A 26,154-nucleotide genomic window follows, 5' to 3' on the forward strand; every position below is an offset into this window, starting at 1 on the left:
TGGAAGATTGAATTTGAGAGCTGCAAGGGTGACCTTGTTGGGCAACCGGCAAGACAACTCGTAAGATTATTACCACGTGGCGAGGTGCAGGTAACATGATGTCAGAACAGGATACTAAAGTGAAAAGCGAAGAGATTATCACCATTTCCAACCTGAACAAGTGGTTTGGTGACTTTCATGTCCTCAAAGACATAAATATGACGGTTGGCAAAGGGGAGAAAGTCGTTGTCTGCGGCCCATCGGGGTCTGGCAAATCGACACTCATCCGTTGCATAAACAGGCTGGAGAAGCATCAGCAAGGGCAGATTATAGTTAATGGGGTGGAGTTGACCAACGACGTCAAGAGGATCGATCAGGTTCGCAGGGATGTCGGGATGCTGTTTCAGAACTTTAATCTGTTTCCCCACATGACCGTTTTGGAAAATTTGACAACATCTCCAGTCTGGATCAGCAAAATGCCGCTTAATGAAGCACGGGAACTCGCCTTTCATTACCTTGAACGGGTACAGATTCCGCAGCTTGCTGATAAGTTCCCCAGCCAGTGTTCGGGTGGACAGCAACAGCGTGTCGCCATTGCCAGATGTCTTTGCATGAACCCCAAAGTGATGCTTTTTGACGAACCGACTTCCGCCCTTGATCCAGAGATGATCAAGGAGGTACTGGACGTAATGGTTGACCTGGCCGAGTCGGGCATGACTATGATTTGTGTAACGCATGAGATGGGCTTTGCCCGTACAGTTGCTGATCGCATAGTCTTTATGGATTGTGGCGAGATTGTCGAACAGAATGATCCTGAGAACTTTTTTAATAATCCTCAGTATGATCGCACCATCAATTTCCTGGGCCAGATCATCTCGCATTAGGGGGCTCGATTTTACGAATTTGGTTCCTTTCTTGTTGCTGGCGTGAGGGTATTTCCACCAAATTTGTTGGTTCGGTTTGATAATTTTGGTGGATTCTGTTTATCTGCCCGTTCGTAACATAGACGGTCTGGGTTTTAAGATATCTATTATTTTTGTACAGGATGCCAGCGATGAAAGATGTAGAAAAGCTCAAGGAGCAGATTGCCAAAACCGAGAAAATTCTGGCGGAGGCAAAAGAGAATTACGATAAGAATCCTGAAGAATATAGCGCACAACTGCTGCTGCTGAGTACGGAGAATTACCTGAATGATCTGCTGCAGCAACTCGATTTTCTCATGTTGCAGAACAAAGACTGGAGCGTCTGCAAAGATTCCTGATGCCTGTCAGGTCCGGTTCCTGTTTGTTGATGATATACTGCTGACCTTGCCGTATACGCCCGATGGCGAGAGGGGAAGGTCAGCAGGCAGGGGGTAGCTAGAAGGGATGACCAAACATGGCCCACATCGAAACTCCTTCCTCTGATGCCGCCACATCGAGTCGGACAACCGCCCCGGCGGTCATGGCCCGAAGGCCGACACCGCCGTCGTACTTCCAGTCGGAAAAGAGTTCACCGAGATCATAATCGCCTGCGACCCGGCCACCTTCGGCGAATGCCACTACCTGGAACCAGTCGAGCTGCAGCCAGTTCAGCCAGTTTACTCCTTCGGCCGGATTCCACTTCAGCGTATGGCGATATTCAGCAGTGGTATAAATGACCGATCGGTCATTAAAACGATTGTTTGGGTAGGCACGCATGCGATAGAAGCCTCCCAGACGGGACCCCTCGAAGAACGGTGGATTTTTACTCACGAACCTGTCACCGTTCTCATCGGTTTCCTCTGACCAGGAGGGTGAGGTTCCGGTCCAGAAGTTCAGGGCCAGAACCCTCTGCCGCGAGCTCTCGGATGCGCCGAGATCGATATACTTGCTCGCTTCAAATTCAATAAACGACCAGTCGCTGGCATCTGAATCCTTGCTGAAGTCCTGGGTGAAAGCGATATATTGCGAACTTCCCCGGCTGGGATTGGTCGGAAAGTCGGTATTGTTGTAGAGAAAACCGACCCGAAACGGGGTGGTGTCGGCATCGTAGGTCAGTTCATCACTCTTATAGCTCTGATACCTGCCTTTAAAGCCGAACATCGCAACAGAAATTCCGGAAGTCAAAGGATTCCAGGCATCACCGCCGGTGGCGCCGGATTGCAGAATGCCGTTTTTCAAATAGTACTCAGCTATGCTCGAATGCTGCATACTGCCTATGGGCAGCACATATTCCAGTTTTATTTCAAGCCAGTTATCGTCCCCATTCTCCTCAACGTAATCATCTTTATCGGAGTCGTTTGAGCCTGGCGGGGCAGGTCTGCTGCCGGATGGCCTTCTCGGCAGTTCTGTATAGGCACGTTGGTTGGGGAAATTGGAAATGCCACCGAGCATGGAGAAGTACAATCGCTCCGTTCCAGGAATCCTGTAATCCCAGAATGCCCCTATAAAACCTTTGGCGTCTTCGTTGCTGCCGAAAACAGTCCCGGCTATGAGAAGCTGGTCCTGGTGGTAACCTTTCATCATCCCGCCCACGCCTACTGTGGTTCCCAATGAGTCCGAAGGGAAAGCATAGGGTATGATGAGTTTTTCTTTGCCGCTATTGGCCCTTTCGTCCCGGTTTACCGAAGATTTTATCGATGCTGCCGGTTTGCCGAGACAGGGATAGGTGATTCCGAGAGTGAGGACAGAACTCAGAAAAACAATGGTGTAATAATGCGTTCTTTTATTTGTCATATGTATTTATAAACCACTTCCTGAAAATCTTTTATCAACAACAATTGTCGGATGGTCTTGAAAGTTGGAGCTGGTTTGAGCTGCATGAGAAACGATTTTTATGCAAATGCGTTGTTGTATCCTTAATACAACGTACACCGTCTATAGGCCTGAACCTTCACTTCAAATATGCGGAGTTGCCTGGGGATTCTGATACCAGAAAGCATTTGATGATCTATCATACTATCGCGGAACTCAGCAAACTGTAAAAAGTATATCACGGATTAAATACCAGGCGGTTAGTTTTCCGAAACATCCTGCAATAGTTTAGCTGCAGCGATGTGGCCAATTCCTCGAAGTAATATTTCATCATTTTTCATACGCAGATAAGCATTGTCATTCATTTCAATGACATACTTTTGTCTCATAGTGCTGGTCAGTTAACGATTAAATAATTGATTCAATCACTGACGAAGATATTACTACAAGGAGAAAGAGTATGTGGAAAAAGACAATGTATATGGCACTGACGGCCTTGATGTTCGGTTCATCAGCGATGGCAATTGAAATCCCTGAAAATCCGGCAGTCAATTTCAATAAGGAATCGACCGCATATTCATCAAATGGGTTTAATCAGGTGTTGGAAGCATATGGTCTTTCATTCATGGCTGAGCTTGCGACCGAAGTCCCTGCAGGTTATGCGAAAGTACAGGGTGCAGAGCTTGTCTTTAATGATCTTGGTACAGCATATTCACCGAAGGACTACCATGAAATCTTAACTGCATATGGCCTTGAACTGACGATTGAAAATGCTGGCGGGATTGTGGTGCGACCATACGTGCAACTCGTTGCGGAAGGGCGACTGGAATTCGAAGATAATGTATCAATAGCCTATGCCAAACAGGAGTGGCAGAATATTCTAAGCGCTTATTCCCTAGCAATTGTGGAAGAAGTCGCTGTCACCGCGGTGACTGAAGAGTTTGACAACTCGTCGGAGCAGTCAGCCGTCATTGCAGTTGATTGTCCTGAAGCACCGGAAGGTGCCAAGGTGAATGAACGTGGTTGCTGGGAATATTCTGCGGATGTTCTTTTTGGTTTCGACAAGTCCACCGTGAATCCTGATTTTCATGAGGGGTTACGTGATATTCAGAGAGTGTTTGAACTGAATCCCGGTTTGAAGATTGCCGTGGAAGGGTATACCTGCAATGTAGGCAGAAGTGAATACAATCAGCTTCTCTCAGAAAGAAGAGCCAAGGCCGTCGTCGACTATCTGATTGATGTGGTGGGTGTTCATCCCGACACTGTTACCTGGACAGGCTTTGGTGAAGATCGACCCGCATACAGCAATGAGACCGCAGAGGGCAGAGCGAAAAATCGCCGGGTCGAACTCAAACGCTGGGAATAAGCTTTTCTGAAGCGGTATAACCATGAGTCCTCCTTGCCTTTGGCAGGGGGGATTTTTTCATTGATGCCTATCCTCTTGATGCGCTGAAGCTGTTGCCCCACTCCTTTTTTCATTGATGTCGACGACCCTGCCTTCTGACATGCACGCCTGGTGGTGGGAAAAAGGCGAATCTTACAGATCATATACACAATAAAGGTTGCTTAGATTCAATCTAGCCAGTGGCTAAATTTAATTCATTTGACACTGCTTTGGTGCAGCGCTAAGGTCGGCCAGGACATCAGGATATTCTAAAGGAAATTGATGATATTTATGCTGATAGGTATGTCAAGTATACCGATCATTGATCTATGTTAATGCCCTGAACTTGTATGAATGTTGTTGGCTGGTTGATGATGTGTTTGCGCCGCTTCCTAACGAATTTTCATGTTGCTGTCAGCGCCGTGCTATCGTGCCGTATCAGGGTCTCTTTTCATTGATCTGTTCCGCGACCAAGATTTGCTCCCCCTTTATGCTACTCATTCTCTGATCTGAGGAAGGATTGTAATGTCACAAGTAGTCTTAAAATCAAGCAGCCCCCTGTTATCCATCCTGGCAAGCTCCAAAGACAGGGTGAAAATTCGCATTACAAGCTCAAAATCATTTCAGAAAAATACCACAGCTGCTGTTCTTTTCATGATGGTGGCGGCCTGCCTGGCATTTTATGTACCCTCTGTGGAGATTGCCTGGATCACGACCATCTTATTGTTGACCATTTATCTTTTTGCCTTTGAAATTGTAGAAATAGATGTGGCTGCCATCACCATTCTGGTATTGCTTGGGCTAAGTAGTTGGCTTGCCCCTGTGATGGGGCTGGAACATGGACTGGTTACACCTGACAAGCTGTTTAACGGATTCTCGAGTAACGCAGTGATGTCTATAATCGCTGTGATGATCATTGGTGCGGGGCTGGATAAAACCGGTATTATGGGTAAGGTTGCGTCTTCTATTCTCAATATCGGCGGAACGTCTGAAAAACGAGTTATTCCTATTGTGTCGGGAGCGGTTGCTATTATCTCATCGTTTATGCAAAACGTTGGGGCAACGGCTCTATTTCTGCCGGTTGTATATCGCATCTCCCAGCGTTCCGGTTTACCCATGTCGCGCCTGCTCATGCCAATGGGCTTTTGTGCCATTCTCGGCGGCACGGTCACCATGGTCGGCTCTTCACCTCTCATCCTGCTCAATGACCTCATCCTTGCCTCGAACAGTACTTTGCCGGATGAGCAGCAGATGCAGACCTGGTCGCTGTTTTCCACGACACCCATCGGTCTTGCCCTGGTTGCTGCCGGAATTATCTATTTCCTCATTGCTGGTCGCTTTGTATTACCAGCCAGTAAAAAATCTGATGACACAGGCCGAAAGGGCAATACCATGCAATATTTTAACAACGTCTATGGCGTTGACTATAAGATGCATGAAGTGGTTGTTCCGACACAGAGCTTTCTTATTGGAAAAACATTATCGGCGATAGAAGACCAATATGCCATTCGCGTCATTGCCACTCAACTTCCAGGAAGAGACACGAAGGTAGGTCCGGGGGCGATGCATTGCCAGACCGTCATTTCTGCGGGTATGGTGCTGGCCATTGTCTCTGAAGAGAATGGCCTCACTGCGTTTGTAGAAACCTACCGCTTGAAAGTTCGTGACAAGCTGCAGACATTTGCAGAAGATCTTTCGGCAGGTAAGGCCGGCTTTGCCGAAGTTGTTCTGCCTCCGGGTTCCAGTCTTATCGGTAACACGAGCCGCGATGCGGGGTTACGCAAAACCCACGGCATTGCCATGCTGGGCTTGCATCGTGATGGCAAGACCATGCATGAAGACGAGGATATCAGTCATGTGGAGCTGCATTCCGGCGATACTCTGGTGGTGCATACCACCTGGAACAGTCTGATGCGGTTGGAAAAATCTGCTGATTTCGTGGTTATTACCAGGGAGTACCCGCGGGAAGTGGAGCGTCCCCACAAGCTCGGTTTCGCAGCGTTCTTTTTCGCGATTTCTCTCTCGATGGTGTTGTTCACCGACATTCGCTTATCTGTGGCTCTGCTGACAGGCGCAATCGGTATGATCTTAAGCGGTGTTTTGAGTATGGACGAGGCGTATCGCTCGGTTTCATGGAAAACGGTGTTTCTGCTTGCGGGTCTCATACCCCTGGGACTTGCTGTAGAGCAGACCGGTACCGCCCGGTGGATAGCAGACCAGACCATTATGGTGGTGGGTGAAATGCCTGTATGGGTTATTCAGTTCGCGATTGCCATGCTGGCGACATTCTTTACCCTGGTTATGTCAAATGTCGGAGCAACTGTATTGCTTGTGCCTCTGGCTGTAAACATTGCTTTGGGGATTGATGCGAACCCGGCTGTCTTCGCCCTGACTGTCGCCATCGCCACCTCAAATGCCTTTATTCTTCCCACCCATCAGGTCAGTGCGCTTATTATTGGCCCTGGCGGCTATAGGGTTTCAGATTTTATTCGGGCGGGCAGCTTTATGACCATCCTCTTTCTGGTGATTTCCATAGGGATGATGAACGTGATTTTTTAGGAAATAGTGCTCGACTCCGAATGATTACGATGTGGGCCTGTCCGGGATGTTGCACAGGTTCAAACAATCCCCCTTATCTTCTCCAGAACCGGGATAAGGGGGATTTTATGATGCTGTTTTTCAGCTCTGAACACGTTCTTTTTAGAGAACCAGTACCTGCTTACCCATCATCGTGCCGCTTTCCTGCTTGATGTGCATGGCCTGGATATTTTCAGGGGTCAGGCCATGCAAGGTTTCCTGACGGGTACTTATCAGGGTACCGCCATCAAGTAACTCGGCAACTTTCGAGAGGAGCTTGCCCTGCTCCGCCATGTCATCGGTCTTGAACATCGATCTGGTATACATGAACTCCCAGGAGATGGAGACGCTTTTACGTTTGAAGACAGTGATGTCCAGTGGCTGGGTCGGGTCATCGATAAGCACAATCCTCCCCTGGGGGCGAATGCAGTCGGCCATGGCTTCCCAGTGTCTTTCCATCTGGGTTGTACAGAATATGGCATCAACTGTTTCGGTTCCGGCGGCTTTCAGCTCTTCGGCGAGATTATTTCTGTGATTGATGGTAACGTCGGCGCCCAGTTTTTTACACCACTCAACGGTTTCCGTTCTTGAGGCGGTTGCGAAAACCTTCAAACCTGCCCAGTGAGCCAACTGTGTTGCAACAGAGCCAACTCCGCCCGCACCACCTACGATCAGGATGGATTTGCCTGTATTGGCGTCTGCTTCCGGAGTAAAGCCGAGTCTGTCAAATAAACCTTCCCAGGCGGTGATCGATGTTAACGGCATGGCAGCCGCATCTTCAGGGGAGAGTTTTTCAGGAGCAATTGCGGCTATCCGCTGATCCACCAGATGGTATTCGCTGTTGGTTCCCGGGCGGGTGAGATCGCCAGCATAGTACACAGTATCCCCTTTCTTGAAACACTCCACGTCTTTGCCGATTTTTTCAACAACTCCGTAGGCATCCCACCCAAGCACGCCATCAGCTGGCATTCGTTCGCGAACCTTGGTATCCACCGGGTTCATACCGATGGCAACTACCTTTACCAGAAGATCCTGAGCTCCTGGTTCGGGTATTGGTTGATCTGCGAGGGTAAAGGCATCTGTATCCTGTGCTTTACTACCAGTTTTTGCGATTATAGCTTTCATGTGTTTCTCCAATTCAGATTCTATCGATTAGATGATTGACTATTCACCTGGATTGTATGCCGGTGTTAATCAACTCTATTACCTTTCGCTCATCACGCAAATTAATAGTTGTTATGCCAAGCATGACTGATTATCATCGATGCTATGATGCAAGTAAACCTCGATATAGATATGCTCCGCTGTTTTGTGGAAGTTGCCCAAACAGGAAGTTTCACCAAGGCAGGAAAGAATATTGGCTTAACCCAGTCCGGCGTGAGTGTAAAAATACGCCGCCTGGAAGATCGGTTAAGTAGACAAATATTCAATAGAAAAAGTAAGAAGCTATCGCTCACCCTTGATGGCGAAATTTTACTGGAGTATGCCGGGCGCATTCTGGCAGTCCATGACGAAGCGGTGATCCGTTTCACAAGGCCCCAGGCTTCCGGGGAACTGCGAATAGGGCTCATTGATTACTTTTTACCGGAACTTCTCCCCACCATCCTCAGCAAGTTCAGAAAGCAGTACCCGAATATCCATCTGAAAATACAGACAGGTGTCGGCATAAATCTCATACCGCTCTTTGAAAATGGAGAACTGGATTTGGTTGTTGCCGGCAAAGATTCCTATCATGGCCGAAGCCGGGTCCTTGCCCGGGAACCTTTAGCGTGGGTTGTAGGCAAGGACAGCGACCCAGCCATGGAAGAGCCGTTAAATCTCGTAGCATTACCATCTCCCTGCAGTTTTCGAAAAATTGCCACAGAAAGTCTTGATAAGGCAAAACGGAAGTGGGAGGTTCTTTTCACCGGAACATCCATTGCCAACATCCAGGCTGCAGTTCAGGCTGGAATGGGGTTGTCGATTCTGCCCCAGGGAGCTGTAACGGAAGGTCTGAGAAAGGCGCCATCCCAACTTGGATTGCCGGAATTACCAATGTACTCGATTGCGCTTATTATAGATGAGCAGAAGTCCAACGAGGCCAGAGATGTGTTTGTCAGCTACCTGGAGGCCGAGCTGAATACTCTCCGGTGAAAAACCGCATTGCCATTTAGCGTGCAATAGCATGTTTTCTCCATCCCTACTCTCTCCATCATTCATCTGCTACCCCCTTAGAAGCCAAAACAGCAACGAAAGGTTCTGGAGCATGTCCTGTAGTAGTTTGTAATTGTTTGTAATTATGCTGCTTGTCAGGCGCTACGCTGAAGTGTGGTTAGGGTTCAGTGTAGCGCCTTGAGCCATCCTGTCGATTTTTAAGAGTTGAGTCGTTCCGTGGTTTTATCTTAAAAAAATATCATTTGTTTCGAAAAAAATATTGTTGCTGCATGATTTGATGAAGCCACTATGAAGACAAATGCAATTTATAAATTGTCTGCCAGGAACAGGTGTATATCGTGTAATTATCTATGTTTCCAAGGCAAACCACCCCTTGTGGTGGCTTCAATATTGTTTATCTTCTTCCGAAAGTTGCTCCTTTTTGCAGGAATGCTGAAGTCGAAATCATGGTTGATCGTGATAGGGAAGCAATGTGTCAGAAAAAGGATGGTTGAAGAACTAATAGATAAGATTGATAAAAATGTGTTTAGGAGAAAAGTATGTGGAAGAAAGCAGTATATGTGTCACTGGCAGCGTTGATGTTCAGCTCACCAGCCATGGCTATCGAGATGCCTGCCGATCCGGCTGTTACATTTAACAATGAATCATCTGCTTATCCTTCAAATAAGTTTGATCAGATACTGGAGGCGTACGGCCTTTCATTTCTTGCCGAAAATGGTGAGACTGTTCCAGTTACTTACGCAACCGTAAACGGTGAAGAGCCAGTTTTTAACGATCTCAGCATAGCCTATTCTCCGAAAGACTATCATAAAATTTTTACCGCTTACGGGTTGGAACTCACCGCTGAGAAGGCAAGCAGCTTAATGGTTCAATCCTATGCCAGAGTGGTTGAGGATGAAGTTGTCTTTGGTGATAGTGTATCCATAGCTTACAACAGTTGGGAGTGGCAGGATATCCTGAGCGCGTATACTGCAATATCAGCCAAGGAAACCATGGCGGTTGCAGCGGTTGCTGAACCCGACACCGATGGTGACGGAGTAATTGATATTCGTGATGCCTGCCCTGACACTCCTAAGGGTGTCCAGGCCAATGAGCGTGGTTGCTGGGAATATTCGGGCCTTGCTTTCGAGTTGAACAGTGCTTCTATTAAACCGGAATATTACGAGACATTACGTGGTGCCAAAAAAGTATTCGATCTCAATCCGGGTCTGAAGGTAGTTATTGAAGGTCACACCTGTGATCTTGGTGCTGCTACCTATAATCAGGGCCTTTCCGAAAGACGTGCAAAGGCTGTAGCGGATTATCTGGTCAACGAGGTCGGTGTTGATGCCGCTTCAGTGAAGTGGGTTGGCTTTGGTGAAGACCAGCCTGCTTACAGCAATGCCACCGAAGAGGGCAGAGCGAAAAACCGCCGGGTTCAGTTCAAACGTTGGGAATAAGCAGAGATGAAATAGAAAGTAATTGGTAATACTCAATACTTTTATCCCCCATGTCCTTTTCCTCTTCGGGCATGGGGGATTTTTGTTTGTTGTAAACCAGCATATGACTTCAGCCAATTTTAACCGAAGTCATAGAGAGTGAGCCCCCAACCGGCTGATCATTGAATAGTGTAATCTCATCTTTACCATCCATAAGAGCAAGCGCGTACAGAAGTGGCAGATAGTGCTCGGGCGTCGGGATTGCGAGTCGGAACGCTTTGCCAAGCTTTGAATAGTCGATCAGCTTTTGATGATTGCCATCAAGGATATATTTTTTCATCCGGGTCGATGCTTCCTCGGCCCACTCATACGCATAGTTCTGGTCCAGCTTATCCCATGCTATCAGTTCCAGGTTATGCACCAGATTACCGCTGCCAACGATGAGTATTCCTTTCTGGCGCAGCGCCCGGAGTTCTCCGGCAAGTTCATAGTGATACTTCGGACCCTGGGTTGAGTCGAGGCTGAGCTGGATTACTGGAATATCCGCCTTGGGGTACATGTGTCGGAGTACTGTCCAGGCCCCGTGATCGAGCCCCCATTTATCATCGAGATGTACCTCGGTTTTTGTAATCAGTTCTCTGGTATGTTTGGCAAGATCGGGACTGCCGGGGGCTGGATAGTGAATTTCATAGAGTTCTTTGGGGAACCCATAAAAATCGTGGATTGTGACCGGTGCCTCCATGGCCGTGACCATGGTTCCCCGTGTTTCCCAATGGGCAGAAATACATAAGATGGCGTTGGGCCTTTCGATCAGTGCTGATACCGTTCTAAAACCCTGCACAATCTCATCATCTTTGATGGCATGCATCGGACTGCCATGTCCCAGGAAAAGCACCGGCATCGTGGTCGTGCTTTCAAGGGGTTCTGCAATATTGTTCAGATCGTTCAGTTTCATAATCACCAACCTTGCACCAAGAGCAGTGCGTTGTAAAGACAAGGTGCTTTTTCAGGTGAAACGATTGTAAATTCGGCTCATTATTCTGCCGAACAGATAATGAGCCGATAGAGGCATCGGCCCCTGGGTGGGGCAAGTACCCACCCAGGGGGCCGATGCATCAGTTCTGGATAAACTCAAGGTCTACACGCACTTCTGCGATATCGCCAATCAGGAGATTGCCACCTTTGAGGACTGAGTTGTAAATGATACCGAAATCTTCACGGTCAATTTCACCAGTAATCTCAGCACCTTTACGGTTATTGCCCCAGGGATCTGTTACTTCAACGTCTAATCCTTCCAGTAAAACCGAGACGGTTTTGGTTATGCCGTGCATATCCAGTGTGCCTTCAACCTGATATTTGCCATCGGCCACGGCAACAACCTTGTCGGAAGTGAAAAGGATGTTCGGGAACTTCTCGACATCAAAAAAATCGGGGCTTCTCAGGTGGTCATCGCGCTTTTTAACACCGGTATCGACGGATACGGGATCAATGGTAATCTCAAGAGTAAACGGGTTAGGTCCGGACTCGTGAAATTCAATAGTTCCTGCTACATTGCTGAAAGTCCCTTTGACCTTACTGATGGCCATATGCTGAATGGCAAAATTGGCAGCCGAGTGATCGGTATCAATCTTCCAGGTTGAGGAGTATGCCCCGGTAACTCCACCGGCCAATATCAGTACTGCACTTATTGCTACCACAACTATTTTTCTCATTTTCAATTCCTTTAATAGAGTAAGGTTGACTGAAGCTGCTTAAGAACAGCGTCTCTTGTACCACAATGTAGTCTGTGCTAAGATGCATATCAATTCGCAAAAAACGCAAAAGAGGATTGCAAAAATGCACAACAAGGCCAACTGGGACGACTATCTCTATTTTCTTCGGGTGGCACGCCTTGGCTCTCTGAGCGCGGCGAGTAAATCCCTGCAGGTGAATCACTCTACGGTGTTGCGTCGAATTAACAGCCTTGAGGAAAAACTTGAAGCCAGGTTATTCGAGAGGCTGAATAGCGGATATGTACTGACGCAGAGCGGTAAAGAGATTCTGAGCCGTGTCGATCATATCGAAGGGGAGTTTCTGGCGATTGAGAGAACGATCTCGGGTAGAGATATTCGCTATGAGGGGAAAATTAAACTCTCCACCACGGACACCCTGGGAGAGTATTGGCTACCGCCATACGTGAAAAAATTCAAAGAACTGCAACCCGGCATTCAGCTGGATATCGATATCAGAACCGATTATACGGATCTGACCAAAAGAGAAGCGGATATAGCCCTGGTGGCAGTGAATCGTCACCCGGAATATGTGGTTGGTAAATCCCTGGCCCCAATCAGGCTCAAACTCTATGCGACCAGGGAATATATACAAACCCATGGAAAGCCAACCTCCCATGAGCAACTGGCTGAACACAGAATACTCATCCTCAACGAGAGACTCGGGCGTATCGGCTTTAATGAATGGCTGAAGAATCTGGTGCCCAAATCCGCAATAGCCCTGAGTTGTAATATGCTTACTACTCTTTACCACTACACTCACCAGGGATTGGGCATAGCCCCATTACCGACCTATGTTGGTGATCAGGACAAAGACCTGGTTGCTGTTCTGGATGTGCCTGAGAAGTTTCACCATAAAATCTGGATGTTGACACACCCTGACCTGAGAAATACCATGAGGATCAAGGCGTTTATGCAGTTTATGTACAACGAGACTGCTGTTAAGGGAAAAAGCGCCTCACGTTGATACGTACTGCGAAGGTAATGTGTCGATTATTCTCAATCCGCTGATGCTGTTCCCGATCGGGAACAACCCTCCCCTGTGTTTGTTCCAAACCCGGAACAGAAACTCATTTTCGGAATCGATCTGTTCTGAATAAGATTTAAGATATCAATTACATAGCGATTGTTATGGTAGCTGGCATACGGCTTGCGATAGTAGCTCTCAAGAAATCAGGACGTGCGTGATAGGGAAATGCCTGCTGTATACGACAACCCGTTCGAGCATGGAAATACGCAGAGGTGATGCAACTCACTTCTGCAGAAGTTTGATAATGAGGAAACTATGTCACAAGCAAGTCACACCATCAGCGGTGTGAGCGCTCAGCGCTCATTGTTTAACACGGTGGCTGAAAGTCTGCCCGGCCTGTTACTGGTGGTATCGGTAGCGGTTACAGCATATCTGACAGCACCGCTTCTTCAGCAGTATGATTTTTTTAAAACCTATCTGTCGATTAAGGATTTTATTCTGGCGATTCTGATAGGTATCGCAATCCGCAATACTGTCGGTGTGCCGACCATGCTGCAGCCGGGTCTGCGCTATTCAACCATTATGACCAAGACCGGCATTGTGGTGATGGGCGCCAAGTATTCGCTTGCAGGGTTGGTCACTGTTGGCAGTCAGGCTTTGATTATGATTGTGGTGTTCCTCTTTGGCTCCGCGATACTGTTGATGTGGGCCGCGCAGAAGATGAATATGTCCACTTCACTCAGTGCCTGCATCGCGGCAGGGTTGTCAGTTTGCGGTGTATCAGCAACAATCGCAGTGGCTCCTGCGGTGGGTGCCAAAAAAGAAGAGATGGCCTACTCGATTGCGGTGGTGCTGATGTTCGGTCTCCTGGCACTGATTGTATTTCCGCTTGTGGGTAATGTCCTGCAACTTTCCGATGCTCAATATGGTGCTTTTGCCGGTGTGGGCATCGTCAACTCGGCTCAGGTACTGGCCGCTGGTTTTGGTTACAGCGACGGAGCCGGTCTTATCGCCGGTGTGTACAATATCGGCCGGGTGATTTTTCTCCCCTTTGTCGTTTTGATGCTGGTCATTATGGCAGCGTCGCGGGAAGCGACGAGCATGGGCAGTCAGCAAAGCGTCAACAAGTGGCGCATAATCGTCGATAAATTTCCGGTCTTCGTACTGGGCTTTCTGCTCGTGGTGTGCCTCAATACCGCAGGGATGCTGAACGAGGCGGATATTAACGTGGCGAAGACATTCATGAACTGGGCGTTCCTACTGGGTTTTGCCAGCATAGGTTTGACCACCAGACTCTCTGATTTGAAGGCGGCGGGCCTTTCCGGTTTTGTTCTTGGCTTTTTTATCGCGTCTGCCAAGGCAGCCCTGGCTCTACTGGTAGTTCTCTACTTTTTCTAATACCCAAAATTTTATAGAGGAACAGTTATGTTAAATAAAATTAAAAGCCTTTCAGCTTCACGAAAACAGGATCTCGCAGTGTGTATTATCGCTATTTCTCTGATCTGCGTTTCGAAGGTTGTGGGCGGTTTTATGGTTTGATTGTTTCAACGAATTATCTACCGATGGAAACAGGCAAGGACGGAGTGCTGAAGCAAAATCGGCTCTACCAAAGGGGTTTTGGCACTTCTGTCCTGTCCTCCATGTACTAACAGATAGATACCAGGTGAAAAATGAGTAAAAAAGTGCTTCTGGCCACCAAAGGAACGCCATCTTGTTCTAACGCAGAAAAGTCTGCCATTTCGTACTGCCGGGCAAACGACGCTGAGTTAGTGGTTCTTCATATTGTGGATTCCTCCCTGAAGCACTTTGGCCAGATAGATCCGCTTGCGACAGAAATTGACAAGTCACATTTTGTGGAATACATAGATAGGCTCTGTGAGTATGAAGCAAAGGAACGGTTTGAAAGTCTCAAGTCTCTGGCGGATTTGTCTGCTATACCTCTTCAGTTAAGGATATGTGACGGCTCACCGTTGCAAACAATCGTGCAGACTGTCAGAGAAGTTGAGCCTGAGCTCCTGATTATTGGTGGTAAAGCCAGACCAGCATATCGTTTTTTCAGTTTATCCAACAGGATCCACCGCAAAGTTCGCTGCCCGGTTCGCCAGGTTTATTATGCATGATGGTAAAAGAAGAAAAATAATTTTTATGAAGAACAGGTTGCTGAAATGCGACGACTTGTAGTAGCACTGTGTGTCCTTCTCTTTTGCCTGACCATTACGAACTCCACTGCGATTGCCCGTGACGTCCTGCGGTTCGGAGTCATTACCCTCAATCATCCGCTGGTGATGTACCGGCATTACCTCCCGTTTACCGATTACTTAGCCAAGCGGCTGGGAATAGAGATAGAGCTTGTGCTCGCGGCAGATTATCAGGGGATTGTCGATGCCATGGCAGAAGAGCGGGTTGACATTGCTCTTTTGGCAGGTGTCTCTTACCTCAAGGTTCAGGAAACTACAGCCACCCGTTTGATCTGCGCAGTACGTTCCCAGGAGGGAACGCCAACCAGTCGTTCTGCGATTGTAGTACGTGCTGACCGTCAGGACATTCGCTCTCTTCATGAATTAAAAGGCCATTCTTTTGCGTTTGGCTCAAAGGATTCGACTTCCAGCTATCTTGGGCCTCTGGGGTATTTGGTTAAGCATGGAATTACCCCGGAAGATTTTTCCCACTGGCAGAATTTCAGGACCCATGATGCGGTGATACGAGCGCTGTTGCGCGGGAAGGTTGATGCCGGCGCGGTTTCCAAAGAGGCATTGGCAAAATTTCCTGCAGAAAGTCTGAAGGTTTTGGCCATAACACCTCAACTGCCTGGTTTTGTGCTGGTCAGTACTGCAAATGTTCCGGAAGCTCTTCATGCCCGGTTGCAGACCCTCTTGCTGAATCTTAACTATCAGGATCCAGAACTGGCCAGTTCCCTTGAGCGCTGGAGTCCGATGCTTCGTGCGGGATTTACCGGAGTTGATGAAAGTCATTATGCTCCGGTACAAAAACTGATGCAGGAACTCGAGGCACAGGGATTTTATGGTGATAAACGATGATAACCGCAGGGGGGATTCGGGCAAAATTTGTTCTGCTGGCATTCTTTTGCGTGTTCTGCACGGTAGCGAGCATCAGCTATAAGGTTTTTGATCGGGAGCGGAATCTGCTTGAAAAAAATACGGAACAACAAGCCCTGCTTTTAGCAAAAAGCTCTGCGATTCTTTTTATAAACGCTCTTGTTTACGAAGAGATAGGCATCGCAGACAACGATGACATAACAGAGTTTCTGGATTTTTACGTGTCTGATGTAATGGCCATGGATTCGCGAATCAAATCTTTTATGGTTTTTGATCGCGAACTTCGAGTTGTGAGTCATGATGATCTGAAATATTACGGCACACAGCTTAAAGCGTCAAAGTATCGGCAAGTACTCAACAGTAGCGAGGATAGAGTAGAGCGTTTCAGTAGAGATGGGTGGCCAATACTTGAAGTTTTGGTTCCTCTGGCTATCGAATCTAAAAACTGGGGTGGTTGCAGAATCATTTTCTCGTTGAGTGAGATAGAGGCGGCCAGTCGCGATTTGCTTAACAAGATACTTGCTGCGGCCGCAGTAGCTTTGCTGACGTCTCTGATTATCATAGGTTTTGCCGCAGAATATTTTATTCGGCCCATTAAACGGCTTTCAGACAGGATGGAGCAGATGACCTCCGTGGGAGATGTCTCAACGCCCATGCCTGACTTACCGGCCAGAAATGATGAAATAGGGCAGTTGCAACAGAGCTTCTCCTGGATGGTGACCCGTCTGCAAAAAGAGGAGCAGCGCCGCAGGCAGACGCTGGAGAAGTTGCTGCATACAGAGAAGATGGCCTCGGTAGGTCAGCTGACAGCTTCTATCGCCCATGAAATTAATAACCCTTTAGGTGGTGTGATTCTCTGCTTCAATAACCTTGTTGACGGCAAACTCGACGAAAAGAGTCGACAGCAGCATATCGAGGTCATTCAGCAGAGTCTGGACAGGATGCGCGATACCATGCGCGGTCTGCTCGATTATTCGCGCCAGCCTGAGTTGACCTTGCAGAGAGTGTCCATAGCCGAGGTTATTGTTAAATCGACAGCTCTATTGGAAACGATGCTGCGGCGCAGGGGAATCGGGCTGGAGGTGAATCTGGAAGAGGGCCTGCCGCTGATGTCGATTGACAGTCTGAAAATTCAGCAGGTCATCGTCAATTTGCTACTGAACGGGGCTCATGCTATCGAGCGCCGGCAGCAGGCCTGTGAGGGGGGAGTGCTGCGTATTGAAGCACGACAAACTGACGATAGCGTATTGCTTTCTGTGTCTGACAATGGTCATGGCGTACCCGGGGAGCTTCAGGAGAAAATTTTCAAACTTTTCTTCAGTACCATGCAACAAGGCAAGGGAACCGGGCTGGGACTGGCTGTATCCAGATCCATTGCCGAGCAGCATGGCGGTCGGCTCTGGCTCAGTGAGAGCAGTGCCGACGGATCAACTTTTACACTTTCGCTACATATTGAGGACGAAGCAGATGGAGAGCAGGCGTATACTCCTGGTTGAAGATGAACTGGCAATGCGCATAGGCATGCAGCAGACCCTGAGTACAGCAGGATATGAGGTGGACGCATATGAAGACGCCGAATCTGCCCTGCAGACGCTGCGTTCAGTAAGTTTTGAACTGCTGATTACGGATGTGCGCTTGCCGGGTATGTCCGGGTTTGATTTGCTCGATCAGGTCCATGAACTCTACCCAAACATGGGGACCATCCTGATTACCGCTTATGCCGAGGTAGAACTTGCAGTAAAGGCCATGCGCGGCGGAGCGTATGATTTCCTGTGTAAGCCGTTTTCGAATGACGGTCTTCTTATTGCCGTGGAGCGTTACTTCAATTTCTGTGAGCTTTCCCAGCAGAATCAGCAGTTGAAAGCAGAAAAAGGGCTGGAGGATATGGTTGGCGGTCCTGCCATGCAGGAGGTCTTCAACCGGATTCGTGCCGTTGCCGACTCTTGTGTTCCCGTGCTTATTCAGGGGGCGAGTGGCACCGGCAAGGAGCTGGTGGCAAACGCACTGCATAGGCTCAGTTCACGAAGGAACAATGAATTTTTGAAAATCAACTGTGCTGCATTGCCTGAACTGTTGTTGGAATCAGAACTGTTCGGTCATGAAAAGGGGGCCTACACCGGGGCGCACAACAGGCGAATAGGAAAGTTTGAGGCAGCCAATAAGGGTACTTTTTTCTTTGACGAAATAGGGGATATGCCCTTGGCGCTGCAGGCGAAACTTTTGCGGGTTCTCGAAGATGGTGAAATCACCAGGTTGGGCGGTAATGTGCCTGTTAAGGTAGATGTGCGGGTGATATTTGCCACGGCTACGGATATAGAAGAAGCTGTGGCAAGAGGTGAGTTTCGCGAAGATTTAAGCTATCGAATCAATGTAGTGCCAGTGCGTTTGCCCGCACTTCGTGAACGTGGAGATGACATCATTGCTCTCATAGACCACTTTCTGCGTGAATCATCACAGCGCTATGGTAAGCCGGATACGGTGCTTTCTCCACAGGCTGCAGAAGCACTCCGGCTTTATGATTACCCTGGCAATATCAGGGAGCTACGGAATGTTTTTGAGCGGGCGGTGCTTCTGGCACAGGATGGTGTGATCAGGCTTGGTCATTTGCCGAGAAAAGTTCAGGAGAATGGTGCTGTTGCAGAGCTATGCCGTGATGCTGAGAAGGGACTAGGCCTCGAGGAAGGGGTGCATCGCTATGAACGAAACCGAATAATCGATGCGCTGGAAAAAGCCGGGGGTAGAAAACAACGCACTGCAGAAAGCCTTGGCATCAGCAGAAAGGTGCTCTGGAAAAAGATGAAAGATCTAAATATTTCCTGACTCTCGACAATAAACAAAGGTGTACGACTACCCTTGCGGATTCCCATCGAGTCACCATTGTTTCTTCAGTTTCGATTTCATCAAGAGAAAATTTATTTCGTTTATGCTTCATCTGTTTGATGGCAGGTGGAGCGTGAGGTTCACATATAATGATAAAGGCATTCATCTTCGATATGGATGGGACTCTTGCAGATACAGAACCCCAACATTATCGGGCCTGGCGGGAGATCCTGCTGAAAAATGGGGCAGGGGAGTTCAGCTTTGAAACATTCCTCACCTATGTCGGTACCAGTAATGAGAAAGTGGCGGGTGACCATATTGAAAATACGGGTATTACGAAGAGTGTTGAGCAGCTCATCCGGGAGAAACAGGAACTCTACCTGGAGATGATCCCGGAAATTCAGTTGTTTGCAGGTGCAAAGCAGGTAATTGAAACCTACGCAGATCGGATGACCTTTGCGGTCGCCTCATCGTCCCACCATCGCGAGCTTACTGAAATTCTACGTTCTAACGGCATTTTCGATTTTTTCAGCTCAGTGATCGGTGGAGATATGGTGAACAGGCGTAAGCCTGACCCGGAGATATACCTGAAGACAGTTGATGCGATCGGTGTTCCGGCTGGTTCATGCCTTGCCTTTGAAGACTCGACCCACGGAGTGAATGCGGCAAAGAACGCGCAAGTCCGCGGTATCGCCATCCCCAATGAGTTTACCCGTAATCACGACTTCAGCCGTGCCGACCGTATAATAACCAGTTTCCATGACGTAAATGATGAGCTGCTGCAAAGTCTCATGGAGGGTAATTCGGGCTTCTAGGAGCCTTTTCAGCAGGTCGCTGTTCCCCTCACCTCTCAATTTTTACTGAAATTGTAAACCTGTTAGGAAAAAGAGCTCTTTAACTACTGGAAAATTAACTCAAATATCTCTGAATGTTTCAATATCAGGGAGCTTTGTGATACCTTTATAGAAAAAGAATTTCCCGCTGTACTTTTTCATCTTTGAAGTATCAGTAGAATCTCGGAAGTGTTTCCCTGAACTGATTCATTCCAACCCGGCACCTTGGATCTTTGGATGGAGAACGCATATGAGTATTGTTCTGGCAATTGGATTTTTTGTTACGATTCTTTATCTCTTCATTCAGTTTGCACGGCAGGAATACCTGCAGGAATATTATGAAGAGGCTATTTTCGATGTTGAGGGGCGTCTCGAATGGGCCCGCACCCGGACCTCATTTCCCTTTGGCATGAAAGCGCAGATGGACGTATCACTGGAACTTTTGCGCAAATCCCAAAAGCTTTGGGAAGAGAACAAATGGGACAGGGCATATCTGGTATCCCTGCAGTCCAGGGAGGCTATGGATAAGGCTCAGTCCATTTACAGTTCAGCCATCAGGGCTCGCCAGAGGAAAGAATAAGAGTTGCCCTGATCCGTAACCATGACTCACCTGACATGGCGTTGGGCAGGCGGTTGCTTTGTTCAGAAGGGTAGAGCAATTCCACTTGAGCTTGTCATGCATTGTTTTTGACAAGCTTGAGATGGTCTTTAGATATCGTGATTTCAACTCAGTATGAGTTCCTCATGTGATTGTCACAAATCCTCAGCTTAAGATTTGTGAGGAGCAGGAAAAAGGTGACAGGAGTAACAACGTAAAGCCGTAAAGCCCTACTCTACAAGCCGGTTGCATTATGATTTCAGGGATTGGTCACTTGCCAATCGGTCACGTCTCACATCTCGCGTCTATCACTTCACGTTTTCAAGCTGAAGATTGTGCTGATCAGATTTTTCATTACAGCATTTCTGGTAGGCACATAGTGTCTGAATCAAGCTCCGGGCCTGATTGATCTCTCGTAGACGGTTATGGAAAACAGGGGTACAATGATTGGATAAATTAAGATTTTCTTACTTTTTTTAACGTGATCTGCTGCCATGTATAATATCTTTGTTTTCAGTTCCGTCCAGGTGCTTGAAAAGTTGCGTGCCGAATTTTCATCATCCACCTGCAGGGTTATCCATATAGAAAAGGCGCTTGAGTTCTATTCCATCGCCTTCTCCCGGGTGTTTGATCTATGGATCTTTGAAGCTTCCCATCCCGGATTTAGTGAACTGACCCTTGATGAAGTGGTCAGTATCCAGAACGTTCCGCATCTTTTGATTCTGGGCGCGGATGACAATGTCAAAGCCCAGGCGACACCGTATGCCGATAAAATCAGTTTTGCAGAGTCAGACGATATTGCAAAATGTCATGCCCTCTTTCTGCAATTGATGCATAACAGACAACAGCAAAACCGTGAGCGTTATCTGGCAGGGTTTATCCAGCAACATCCAGGCCTCGAGACTCTGGTTACCCAGAGCCCTCTGATGGAAAACCTGATTGATCTGGTAAAGGATGTTGCTCCTGTTGAGTCCCCTGTTTTTTTGATTGGTGAAACCGGGACAGGTAAGGAGCTACTTGCTAATATTTTTCACAATGTCTCGCGCAGAAAATCCGGTCCATTTATGGCGGTCAATTGCGGAGCCTTGCCTGACGCTCTTCTTGAGTCAGAATTGTTCGGATATGAAAAGGGGGCGTTTACCGGTGCCTCGGAACGACGCATAGGCAAGATTGAACATGCTGCAGGGGGGACGCTCTTCCTTGATGAAGTTGAGGCGATGTCTTCTGCCATGCAGATTCGGCTCTTACGGGTTCTGCAAGAGCGAACCCTGCAAAGACTTGGCAGTAATGTGGACATAAGTGCTGATTTCAGAGTGGTTGCGGCTACAAATTCTGATCCCGTTGAATTGCTCAACAATGGTACCTTGCGTTCAGATCTCTATTATCGTTTGTCCGTGTTTCAGATTCATATTCCACCTCTTCGTGACCGAACTGAAGATATTCCTATCCTGGTACAGCACTTTATCAACCGCAAGAAGAGGAACGGTCGTGAATACGTTAAAGGTCTTGATAACCAGGCAATGAATCTGTTGCTTTCAGTACCCTGGTTTGGCAACGTAAGGGAATTGCAGAACGTTATAGAACGTGCTGTTATGCTTGCGGTATCAGACACAATTACCGCAGATCTTATTCATATTCCAGGCGTTCCCATCAGCGACACCTCAGTAGATGTCGGCAATCTGACCGATACAGCTTTCAGGCCGGGTACTACCCTGAAATCGTATAAAAACCTGCTTTCACAATCTGCAGAGAGAAAATATCTGGTGGAGTTGCTCGACTACACGGATGGACGCATTGGTGAGGCTGCGCAATTGGCCGGCCTTACACCGAGGGCACTCTATAATAAAATGAAGATCCACGGTTTGAAGAAAGAAGATTTCAAAAAATCGGAAAAATAGCGACACTTCGGAAAATTCTGTTCAAACAAGAAAAAAGAGCGTCATAGCATCTTTCTCCCTCCTATCCCGCCTGATTCATCGGAATATTTTGTTCACAACCCCTGTTGATAGTCTGTCCAGTTAACCCATTGTAAGTAATCGGAAAAATTGATTTTTTCCGCTTTGGTGCTTCTGGCATGATTTTTGGTATATCGTTTTTTGAAATTTGTAGATTGGTTTTGGATTTAACCTCAAGGAATTTAACCTGCGAATACGCAATGGAGGCGGGGATGGGCAAATTCAATAAGCATCAGAGCGACAGAGAGAGGTTTGGCAAATGCCAGATATGTCTGTGCTATATCCCGGTCGAATACTACTTTGGTCAGGGAGATGAAATTGTCTGTTATGAGTGTGGAACGGAATACACAATCCTTTCCAAGAATCCGGTCAAGTTAGCAATGATCGAGGATAAATATCATGATGAGTTTTATGGAGAAAATCTATTTGACGATTGATGATGGAAATGGGCTGCACTGGGCCTCCGGATACATGCTTGTTGCAGCTGGATAACGTGTGTACTTGATTGAAGCAGGAAATTAATATTTCCTGCTTTTTATATGAAGCATCCTATAAAGTTTTGTTAAGAATGGATTTTACAGAAATATTTTATAATACAGACTGGGCTTACGGGTTCCTGATTTTTGCTGCGCGGGTGGTTGATGTCTCCCTGGGTACCTTGAGGACTATTGCCATTGTTCATGGCAGAACGCTCATGTCTTTCTGGCTTGGATTTTTTGAAGCTGCAATCTGGCTTGTGGTCGTATCCGGTATTGTACAGGTTGTCACTCAACAGCCAGCGCTTGGCCTCGTCTACGCTTTTGGATTTGCCACTGGAAATCTGGTTGGCATCAAGGTGGAGAAGTTCATCGCCATGGGGCATATGATTCTCAGGGTAAACAGCAACAACGATGCAGCTGGAATTGCCAAAGCCATGAGAAATCAAGGTTATAATGTTACTTCATTTACGGGCGAGGGGCAAAAAGGGCCGGTTACGGAGCATTACGTGGTGTGCCGTCGCCGGGAATTGAAAGAGTTACTGGCAACGGTTACCGCTCTGGACCCATATGCGTTTTACGTCACAGAGCAGGCGGGGTCGGTGAGCAGCATCACTCGACCGATCATGCAACCTGTTACGGGCTGGCGGGCTGTGATTAAGAAAAAGTGACCCCCTTCTTGGATTTGTGGGAATGTGCTTCGTGAGCGCTCTACAAAAAATTAGAGGCGCTCGTTACCTTGCATGGCAGTTAACAATTCCGATCTCAATTGATATTGAGATCGGAACTGTTTTGGGCTGAGTAGGGTTGTCGCTTAAGAATTTATTTCTTCTTTATAGATCCGCATGCCCCGTGCCTGATAATTTCTCAGTGCGCCTGGATGATCGAGGGTGCAGGTATGCACCCAGACTCGCCTGACCCCTTCCCAGCTCCAGGCTTTTCTGATGGCCTCGGTTAGCAGATACCCTCCACACCCCTTGCCAATGAATTGTTCGGCAAGCCCGAAGTATATTATCTCTACCTCATCACCTTCCCTGAGTAGTTCAAAATAGCCGGCAATGGCACCGTCCTTATACGCGACCCAGGTGCGCAGATTGTCGCTTGCCACATAGTCCTGCCACTCTTCATCGCTTAAGGCGAGCTTGTCCGTCCAGAGCCATTTCTCTCCGATAAATTGATAGAGAAACTTGTTGTACTGATACTGGCGTATAGAGCATTCGCGAATATCTATCTCGATCTTTGGCGATGAGGGACAAAGTGCCTCAGGCTCAGTCATTTGCAGGTAATAGATGGTTACTGGTTCATTCATTTTCATTTCCTGAATCTTTTTTGTCCGTAGTCAATACAGCCCCGGCTGCCGGCAGCACTGTTTGATATTCAGCTTGCAGACAGTCGGGGGCAGATTATCGCGGCAGACCATACCCCGCATCTGTAAGCTGACGACCCGTTTTTACTCTCAGCATGGGTATGATTTTTATGCGTTCATCCTGTCCTTAGTCTCACTCAAAACAAAATACCCTGATAGTTCATTGAATGGAACCTGAGCCCATCGAAGTGAGTGAATAATCAACCTGCGACAGGTACGGCGAGTGCCAGCGAAAGAGCTGGTGATTAAGGCCAGATTCCAAATTATTGCACCGGCTGAAAGAGTTGCAGTTGGCGTTGGGAATTAGAGGGCAATGCTGTCCTCCAGATTGTCGGGAGAAACAAGCGGTGATGGTTTTCGCTTCTCTCAACCCCATAGGGACAACGCTCATACAGCTTCTCTGGAGTTCAGCCACGATTGCAATGCTGAAGTTGCTGTGTTTGCGGGGCCTCCAATAATTTGAAAGAAAGACCTACAGCGCCTAACGTAGGAAAGGAAAAGTAAAGCTGCGACTAAAGAGCGATTAATTTAGATTTTGACCTTCCTGGCGCCAAAAATCATCTTTATGACCGTACTCGGTGCCCATGCGATCGCCAGCACCAGGCTCGATGTCTGGGTCATGTTCATCTTTGGTATCATCAGTTTTATCAGCAGGACGCTGAATTTTCACCCTGCACCTATCGTTCTCGGTCTGATCGACCGTGCCGTTTTTTCAGTGCTGACGATCAATAGGTATTCACCAAACTGGAGTACATCACCTTCTGCGATTCGGTGATTGAGCCAAACAGCATTTATCCATACGTAGCGCCAAGATCGCTTCGTTGAAAGCCGTCCAAGCATGTGGGCGGGTTAATTTATTCATTTTGTTCGATAGCTTGGATGTGCCGAACCTGGTCCAACCAATATTGGGCACAGTGGTGAATATTCGGCATCAAATGCGATAGGCAGGGAGGGCAAAAACCTATTTAACTCCCTGAATTGCAACAGTTTTAAAGGTTTGGGGCAAGTAGGTCTGGTTTTTGCTTTATAAAACTCTGTACTCACCGACAATCTGGAAACCTGGTTTTCCGATCTAACGCAAGTAATTGATCCACACTTTAAGGAGGAAGTACTAATGAAGAGTTTTCTTTTAACCGCAGCTGTAGCATTTGCCACTCTGATTACCAGCCCTGCAATGGCTGCTTTCCCGGAAGAGCCAATCACCTACCAGATTCCATTTGGTCCCGGTGGTCAGTCAGATCTTGAGGCTCGACGCCAGCAACCTATGCTTGAGGACATCCTTGGCCAGAAGGTGGTGATCGAATACAAGCCGGGCGGCGGTGGTTCTCTTGGCTGGTCTGAGCTGGTGCGCAAGAAGCCGGATGGTTATTACATTTCAGGAATCAACGTCCCACACATCGTGCTTCAGCCACTTGCCCGTGGTAATGCCGGTTACTCCACCGATCAAATCAAGCCGGTAGCGTTCTTTCAGGCTACGCCAATCGGTCTGGCGGTAATGAAGGACAACCCTATCCAGTCGCTAGAGGATCTGTTGGCATTTGCGGGCAAGAATCCTGGTGGCATGATCATTGGAGGTTCCGGTACCTGGTCTGGTCACCACGTGGCACATCTTCAGCTCTCCAAGCTGGCTGAAGTCAACATGACCTATATCCCAAGCACTGGTGCCGCCCAGAGTATTGCTGATTTCCTCGGCGGTCATGTACAGGCGGTATGGGCCAATAGCAACGACCTGGTTCAGCATGCGGACAAGATTCGTGTTCTTGCCTTTGGCTCCAAGGAACCTTTTGAAAACATGCCAGAGGTTCCGACTTTCAGTAGCAAAGGTTATGAAATGTATGCCTCAATCGACCGTGGAGCAGCAGTACCCCAGGGGACCCCGGATGAGGTTGTAGCCGCGCTCGAAAAGGCATTTATCGCGATTGCCTCAGATCCGGAAGTTGTCAAACAGATGCGCGAAGACGGTTTTGTTCCGCTGACCATTGGTGCCGAAGAAGCACAGCAATATATCGACGAGAAGGTCAAGCAGTGGGCTCCGATTGTTGAAGAGTTCAAGTAGGATCAGATCTATCTGATCAAATTGTAGTT

The 26,154-nt window shown here is 47.8% G+C and carries 24 protein-coding genes; 19 read left to right on the forward strand and 5 right to left on the reverse strand.

Annotation, left to right across the window (positions count from 1 at the left end):
* Positions 1-98 precede the first annotated feature (98 nt).
* Together ACN5NT_RS21205 and ACN5NT_RS21210 are read left to right on the forward strand one after the other, a co-directional pair.
* Positions 99-863 carry an amino acid ABC transporter ATP-binding protein gene (locus ACN5NT_RS21205; protein ID WP_136798476.1) on the forward strand — a complete coding sequence of 255 codons (765 nt, stop codon included), beginning with the start codon at positions 99-101 and terminating at the stop codon, positions 861-863.
* Between the two features lie 170 nt (positions 864-1,033).
* Complete coding sequence (locus ACN5NT_RS21210) at positions 1,034-1,240, forward strand: hypothetical protein (RefSeq protein ID WP_419176811.1); 207 nt, start codon at positions 1,034-1,036, stop codon at positions 1,238-1,240.
* 97 nt (positions 1,241-1,337) lie between these two features.
* On the opposite strand, the gene ACN5NT_RS21215 is transcribed toward ACN5NT_RS21210, so the two are convergent.
* Positions 1,338-2,675, reverse strand: a complete 1,338-nt coding sequence (locus tag ACN5NT_RS21215) for a BamA/TamA family outer membrane protein (RefSeq protein WP_419176812.1) — start codon at positions 2,673-2,675, stop codon at positions 1,338-1,340.
* 478 nt (positions 2,676-3,153) lie between these two features.
* Here ACN5NT_RS21215 and ACN5NT_RS21220 point away from each other — a divergent pair, with 478 nt between their 5' ends.
* Together ACN5NT_RS21220 and ACN5NT_RS21225 are read left to right on the forward strand one after the other, a co-directional pair.
* Positions 3,154-4,059 (forward strand): OmpA family protein, encoded by a 906-nt coding sequence (locus ACN5NT_RS21220; protein ID WP_419176813.1) that lies wholly within the window; start codon positions 3,154-3,156, stop codon positions 4,057-4,059.
* Positions 4,060-4,602: 543 nt separating this feature from the next.
* Positions 4,603-6,636, forward strand: coding sequence for an SLC13 family permease (locus tag ACN5NT_RS21225; protein WP_419176814.1), 2,034 nt, complete (start codon positions 4,603-4,605; stop codon positions 6,634-6,636).
* Between the two features lie 141 nt (positions 6,637-6,777).
* Here ACN5NT_RS21225 and ACN5NT_RS21230 read toward each other — a convergent pair whose 3' ends face one another.
* Entirely contained in the window at positions 6,778-7,779 is a 1,002-nt protein-coding gene (locus ACN5NT_RS21230; RefSeq protein ID WP_419176815.1) for a zinc-binding alcohol dehydrogenase family protein, read from the reverse strand.
* A gap of 144 nt (positions 7,780-7,923) precedes the next feature.
* Between ACN5NT_RS21230 and ACN5NT_RS21235 the strand changes: the two genes are divergently transcribed.
* Together ACN5NT_RS21235 and ACN5NT_RS21240 are read left to right on the forward strand one after the other, a co-directional pair.
* Positions 7,924-8,787: a LysR family transcriptional regulator gene (locus tag ACN5NT_RS21235; RefSeq protein ID WP_419176816.1), complete on the forward strand. Its 864-nt coding sequence runs from the start codon at positions 7,924-7,926 to the stop codon at positions 8,785-8,787.
* Positions 8,788-9,347: 560 nt separating this feature from the next.
* Positions 9,348-10,247, forward strand: coding sequence for an OmpA family protein (locus ACN5NT_RS21240; protein ID WP_419176817.1), 900 nt, complete (start codon positions 9,348-9,350; stop codon positions 10,245-10,247).
* Positions 10,248-10,356: 109 nt separating this feature from the next.
* Here the strand turns inward: ACN5NT_RS21240 and ygiD are convergent, their stop codons facing one another.
* Together ygiD and ACN5NT_RS21250 are read right to left on the reverse strand one after the other, a co-directional pair.
* Positions 10,357-11,181 carry a 4,5-DOPA dioxygenase extradiol gene (gene ygiD, locus ACN5NT_RS21245; RefSeq protein ID WP_419176818.1) on the reverse strand — a complete coding sequence of 275 codons (825 nt, stop codon included), beginning with the start codon at positions 11,179-11,181 and terminating at the stop codon, positions 10,357-10,359.
* Between the two features lie 160 nt (positions 11,182-11,341).
* Positions 11,342-11,938, reverse strand: coding sequence for a YceI family protein (locus tag ACN5NT_RS21250; RefSeq protein ID WP_136798427.1), 597 nt, complete (start codon positions 11,936-11,938; stop codon positions 11,342-11,344).
* A 124-nt stretch (positions 11,939-12,062) separates the two neighbouring features.
* On the opposite strand from ACN5NT_RS21250, the gene ACN5NT_RS21255 reads away from it, so the two are divergent.
* The 11 genes from ACN5NT_RS21255 to ACN5NT_RS21305 all read left to right on the forward strand — a co-directional run bounded on the left by ACN5NT_RS21255 (position 12,063) and on the right by ACN5NT_RS21305 (position 23,374).
* Positions 12,063-12,962: a LysR family transcriptional regulator gene (locus ACN5NT_RS21255; protein WP_419176819.1), complete on the forward strand. Its 900-nt coding sequence runs from the start codon at positions 12,063-12,065 to the stop codon at positions 12,960-12,962.
* Positions 12,963-13,280: 318 nt separating this feature from the next.
* Positions 13,281-14,363 (forward strand): YeiH family protein, encoded by a 1,083-nt coding sequence (locus ACN5NT_RS21260; protein ID WP_419176820.1) that lies wholly within the window; start codon positions 13,281-13,283, stop codon positions 14,361-14,363.
* A 272-nt stretch (positions 14,364-14,635) separates the two neighbouring features.
* Positions 14,636-15,085 (forward strand): universal stress protein, encoded by a 450-nt coding sequence (locus ACN5NT_RS21265; RefSeq protein ID WP_136798424.1) that lies wholly within the window; start codon positions 14,636-14,638, stop codon positions 15,083-15,085.
* A 45-nt stretch (positions 15,086-15,130) separates the two neighbouring features.
* Entirely contained in the window at positions 15,131-16,003 is an 873-nt protein-coding gene (phnD, locus tag ACN5NT_RS21270) for a phosphate/phosphite/phosphonate ABC transporter substrate-binding protein (protein WP_419176821.1), read from the forward strand.
* The gene (locus ACN5NT_RS21275; RefSeq protein ID WP_419176822.1) at positions 16,000-17,517 is read left to right on the forward strand and encodes an ATP-binding protein; all 1,518 of its coding nucleotides are present in this window, start codon (positions 16,000-16,002) and stop codon (positions 17,515-17,517) included. The genes phnD and ACN5NT_RS21275 overlap by 4 nt, the downstream gene beginning before the upstream one ends.
* Positions 17,489-18,841, forward strand: coding sequence for a sigma-54-dependent transcriptional regulator (locus ACN5NT_RS21280; RefSeq protein ID WP_419176823.1), 1,353 nt, complete (start codon positions 17,489-17,491; stop codon positions 18,839-18,841). The genes ACN5NT_RS21275 and ACN5NT_RS21280 overlap by 29 nt, the downstream gene beginning before the upstream one ends.
* 149 nt (positions 18,842-18,990) lie before the next feature.
* Positions 18,991-19,656, forward strand: coding sequence for an HAD family hydrolase (locus tag ACN5NT_RS21285; RefSeq protein WP_419176824.1), 666 nt, complete (start codon positions 18,991-18,993; stop codon positions 19,654-19,656).
* A 268-nt stretch (positions 19,657-19,924) separates the two neighbouring features.
* On the forward strand, positions 19,925-20,254 hold the full coding sequence (locus ACN5NT_RS21290; protein WP_136798419.1) for a hypothetical protein: 330 nt from the start codon (positions 19,925-19,927) through the stop codon (positions 20,252-20,254).
* A gap of 512 nt (positions 20,255-20,766) precedes the next feature.
* Positions 20,767-22,170 carry a sigma-54 interaction domain-containing protein gene (locus ACN5NT_RS21295; RefSeq protein ID WP_419176825.1) on the forward strand — a complete coding sequence of 468 codons (1,404 nt, stop codon included), beginning with the start codon at positions 20,767-20,769 and terminating at the stop codon, positions 22,168-22,170.
* A gap of 269 nt (positions 22,171-22,439) precedes the next feature.
* Positions 22,440-22,664, forward strand: coding sequence for a hypothetical protein (locus tag ACN5NT_RS21300; protein WP_136798417.1), 225 nt, complete (start codon positions 22,440-22,442; stop codon positions 22,662-22,664).
* A gap of 131 nt (positions 22,665-22,795) precedes the next feature.
* Positions 22,796-23,374, forward strand: a complete 579-nt coding sequence (locus ACN5NT_RS21305; protein WP_136798416.1) for a DUF2179 domain-containing protein — start codon at positions 22,796-22,798, stop codon at positions 23,372-23,374.
* Between the two features lie 143 nt (positions 23,375-23,517).
* On the opposite strand, the gene ACN5NT_RS21310 is transcribed toward ACN5NT_RS21305, so the two are convergent.
* Positions 23,518-24,012, reverse strand: coding sequence for a GNAT family N-acetyltransferase (locus tag ACN5NT_RS21310; RefSeq protein ID WP_136798415.1), 495 nt, complete (start codon positions 24,010-24,012; stop codon positions 23,518-23,520).
* Positions 24,013-24,634: 622 nt separating this feature from the next.
* Between ACN5NT_RS21310 and ACN5NT_RS21315 the strand changes: the two genes are divergently transcribed.
* A complete protein-coding gene (locus tag ACN5NT_RS21315) occupies positions 24,635-24,844 on the forward strand; it encodes a hypothetical protein (RefSeq protein ID WP_419176826.1) in 210 nt (69 codons plus the stop codon).
* 339 nt (positions 24,845-25,183) lie between these two features.
* Positions 25,184-26,125 carry a Bug family tripartite tricarboxylate transporter substrate binding protein gene (locus ACN5NT_RS21320; protein WP_136798414.1) on the forward strand — a complete coding sequence of 314 codons (942 nt, stop codon included), beginning with the start codon at positions 25,184-25,186 and terminating at the stop codon, positions 26,123-26,125.
* Positions 26,126-26,154 lie beyond the last annotated feature (29 nt).

It is taken from the genome of Desulfosediminicola sp. (assembly GCF_048381775.1).
In the GTDB taxonomy this organism is placed as follows: domain Bacteria; phylum Desulfobacterota; class Desulfobulbia; order Desulfobulbales; family Desulfocapsaceae; genus Desulfopila; species Desulfopila ganghwensis.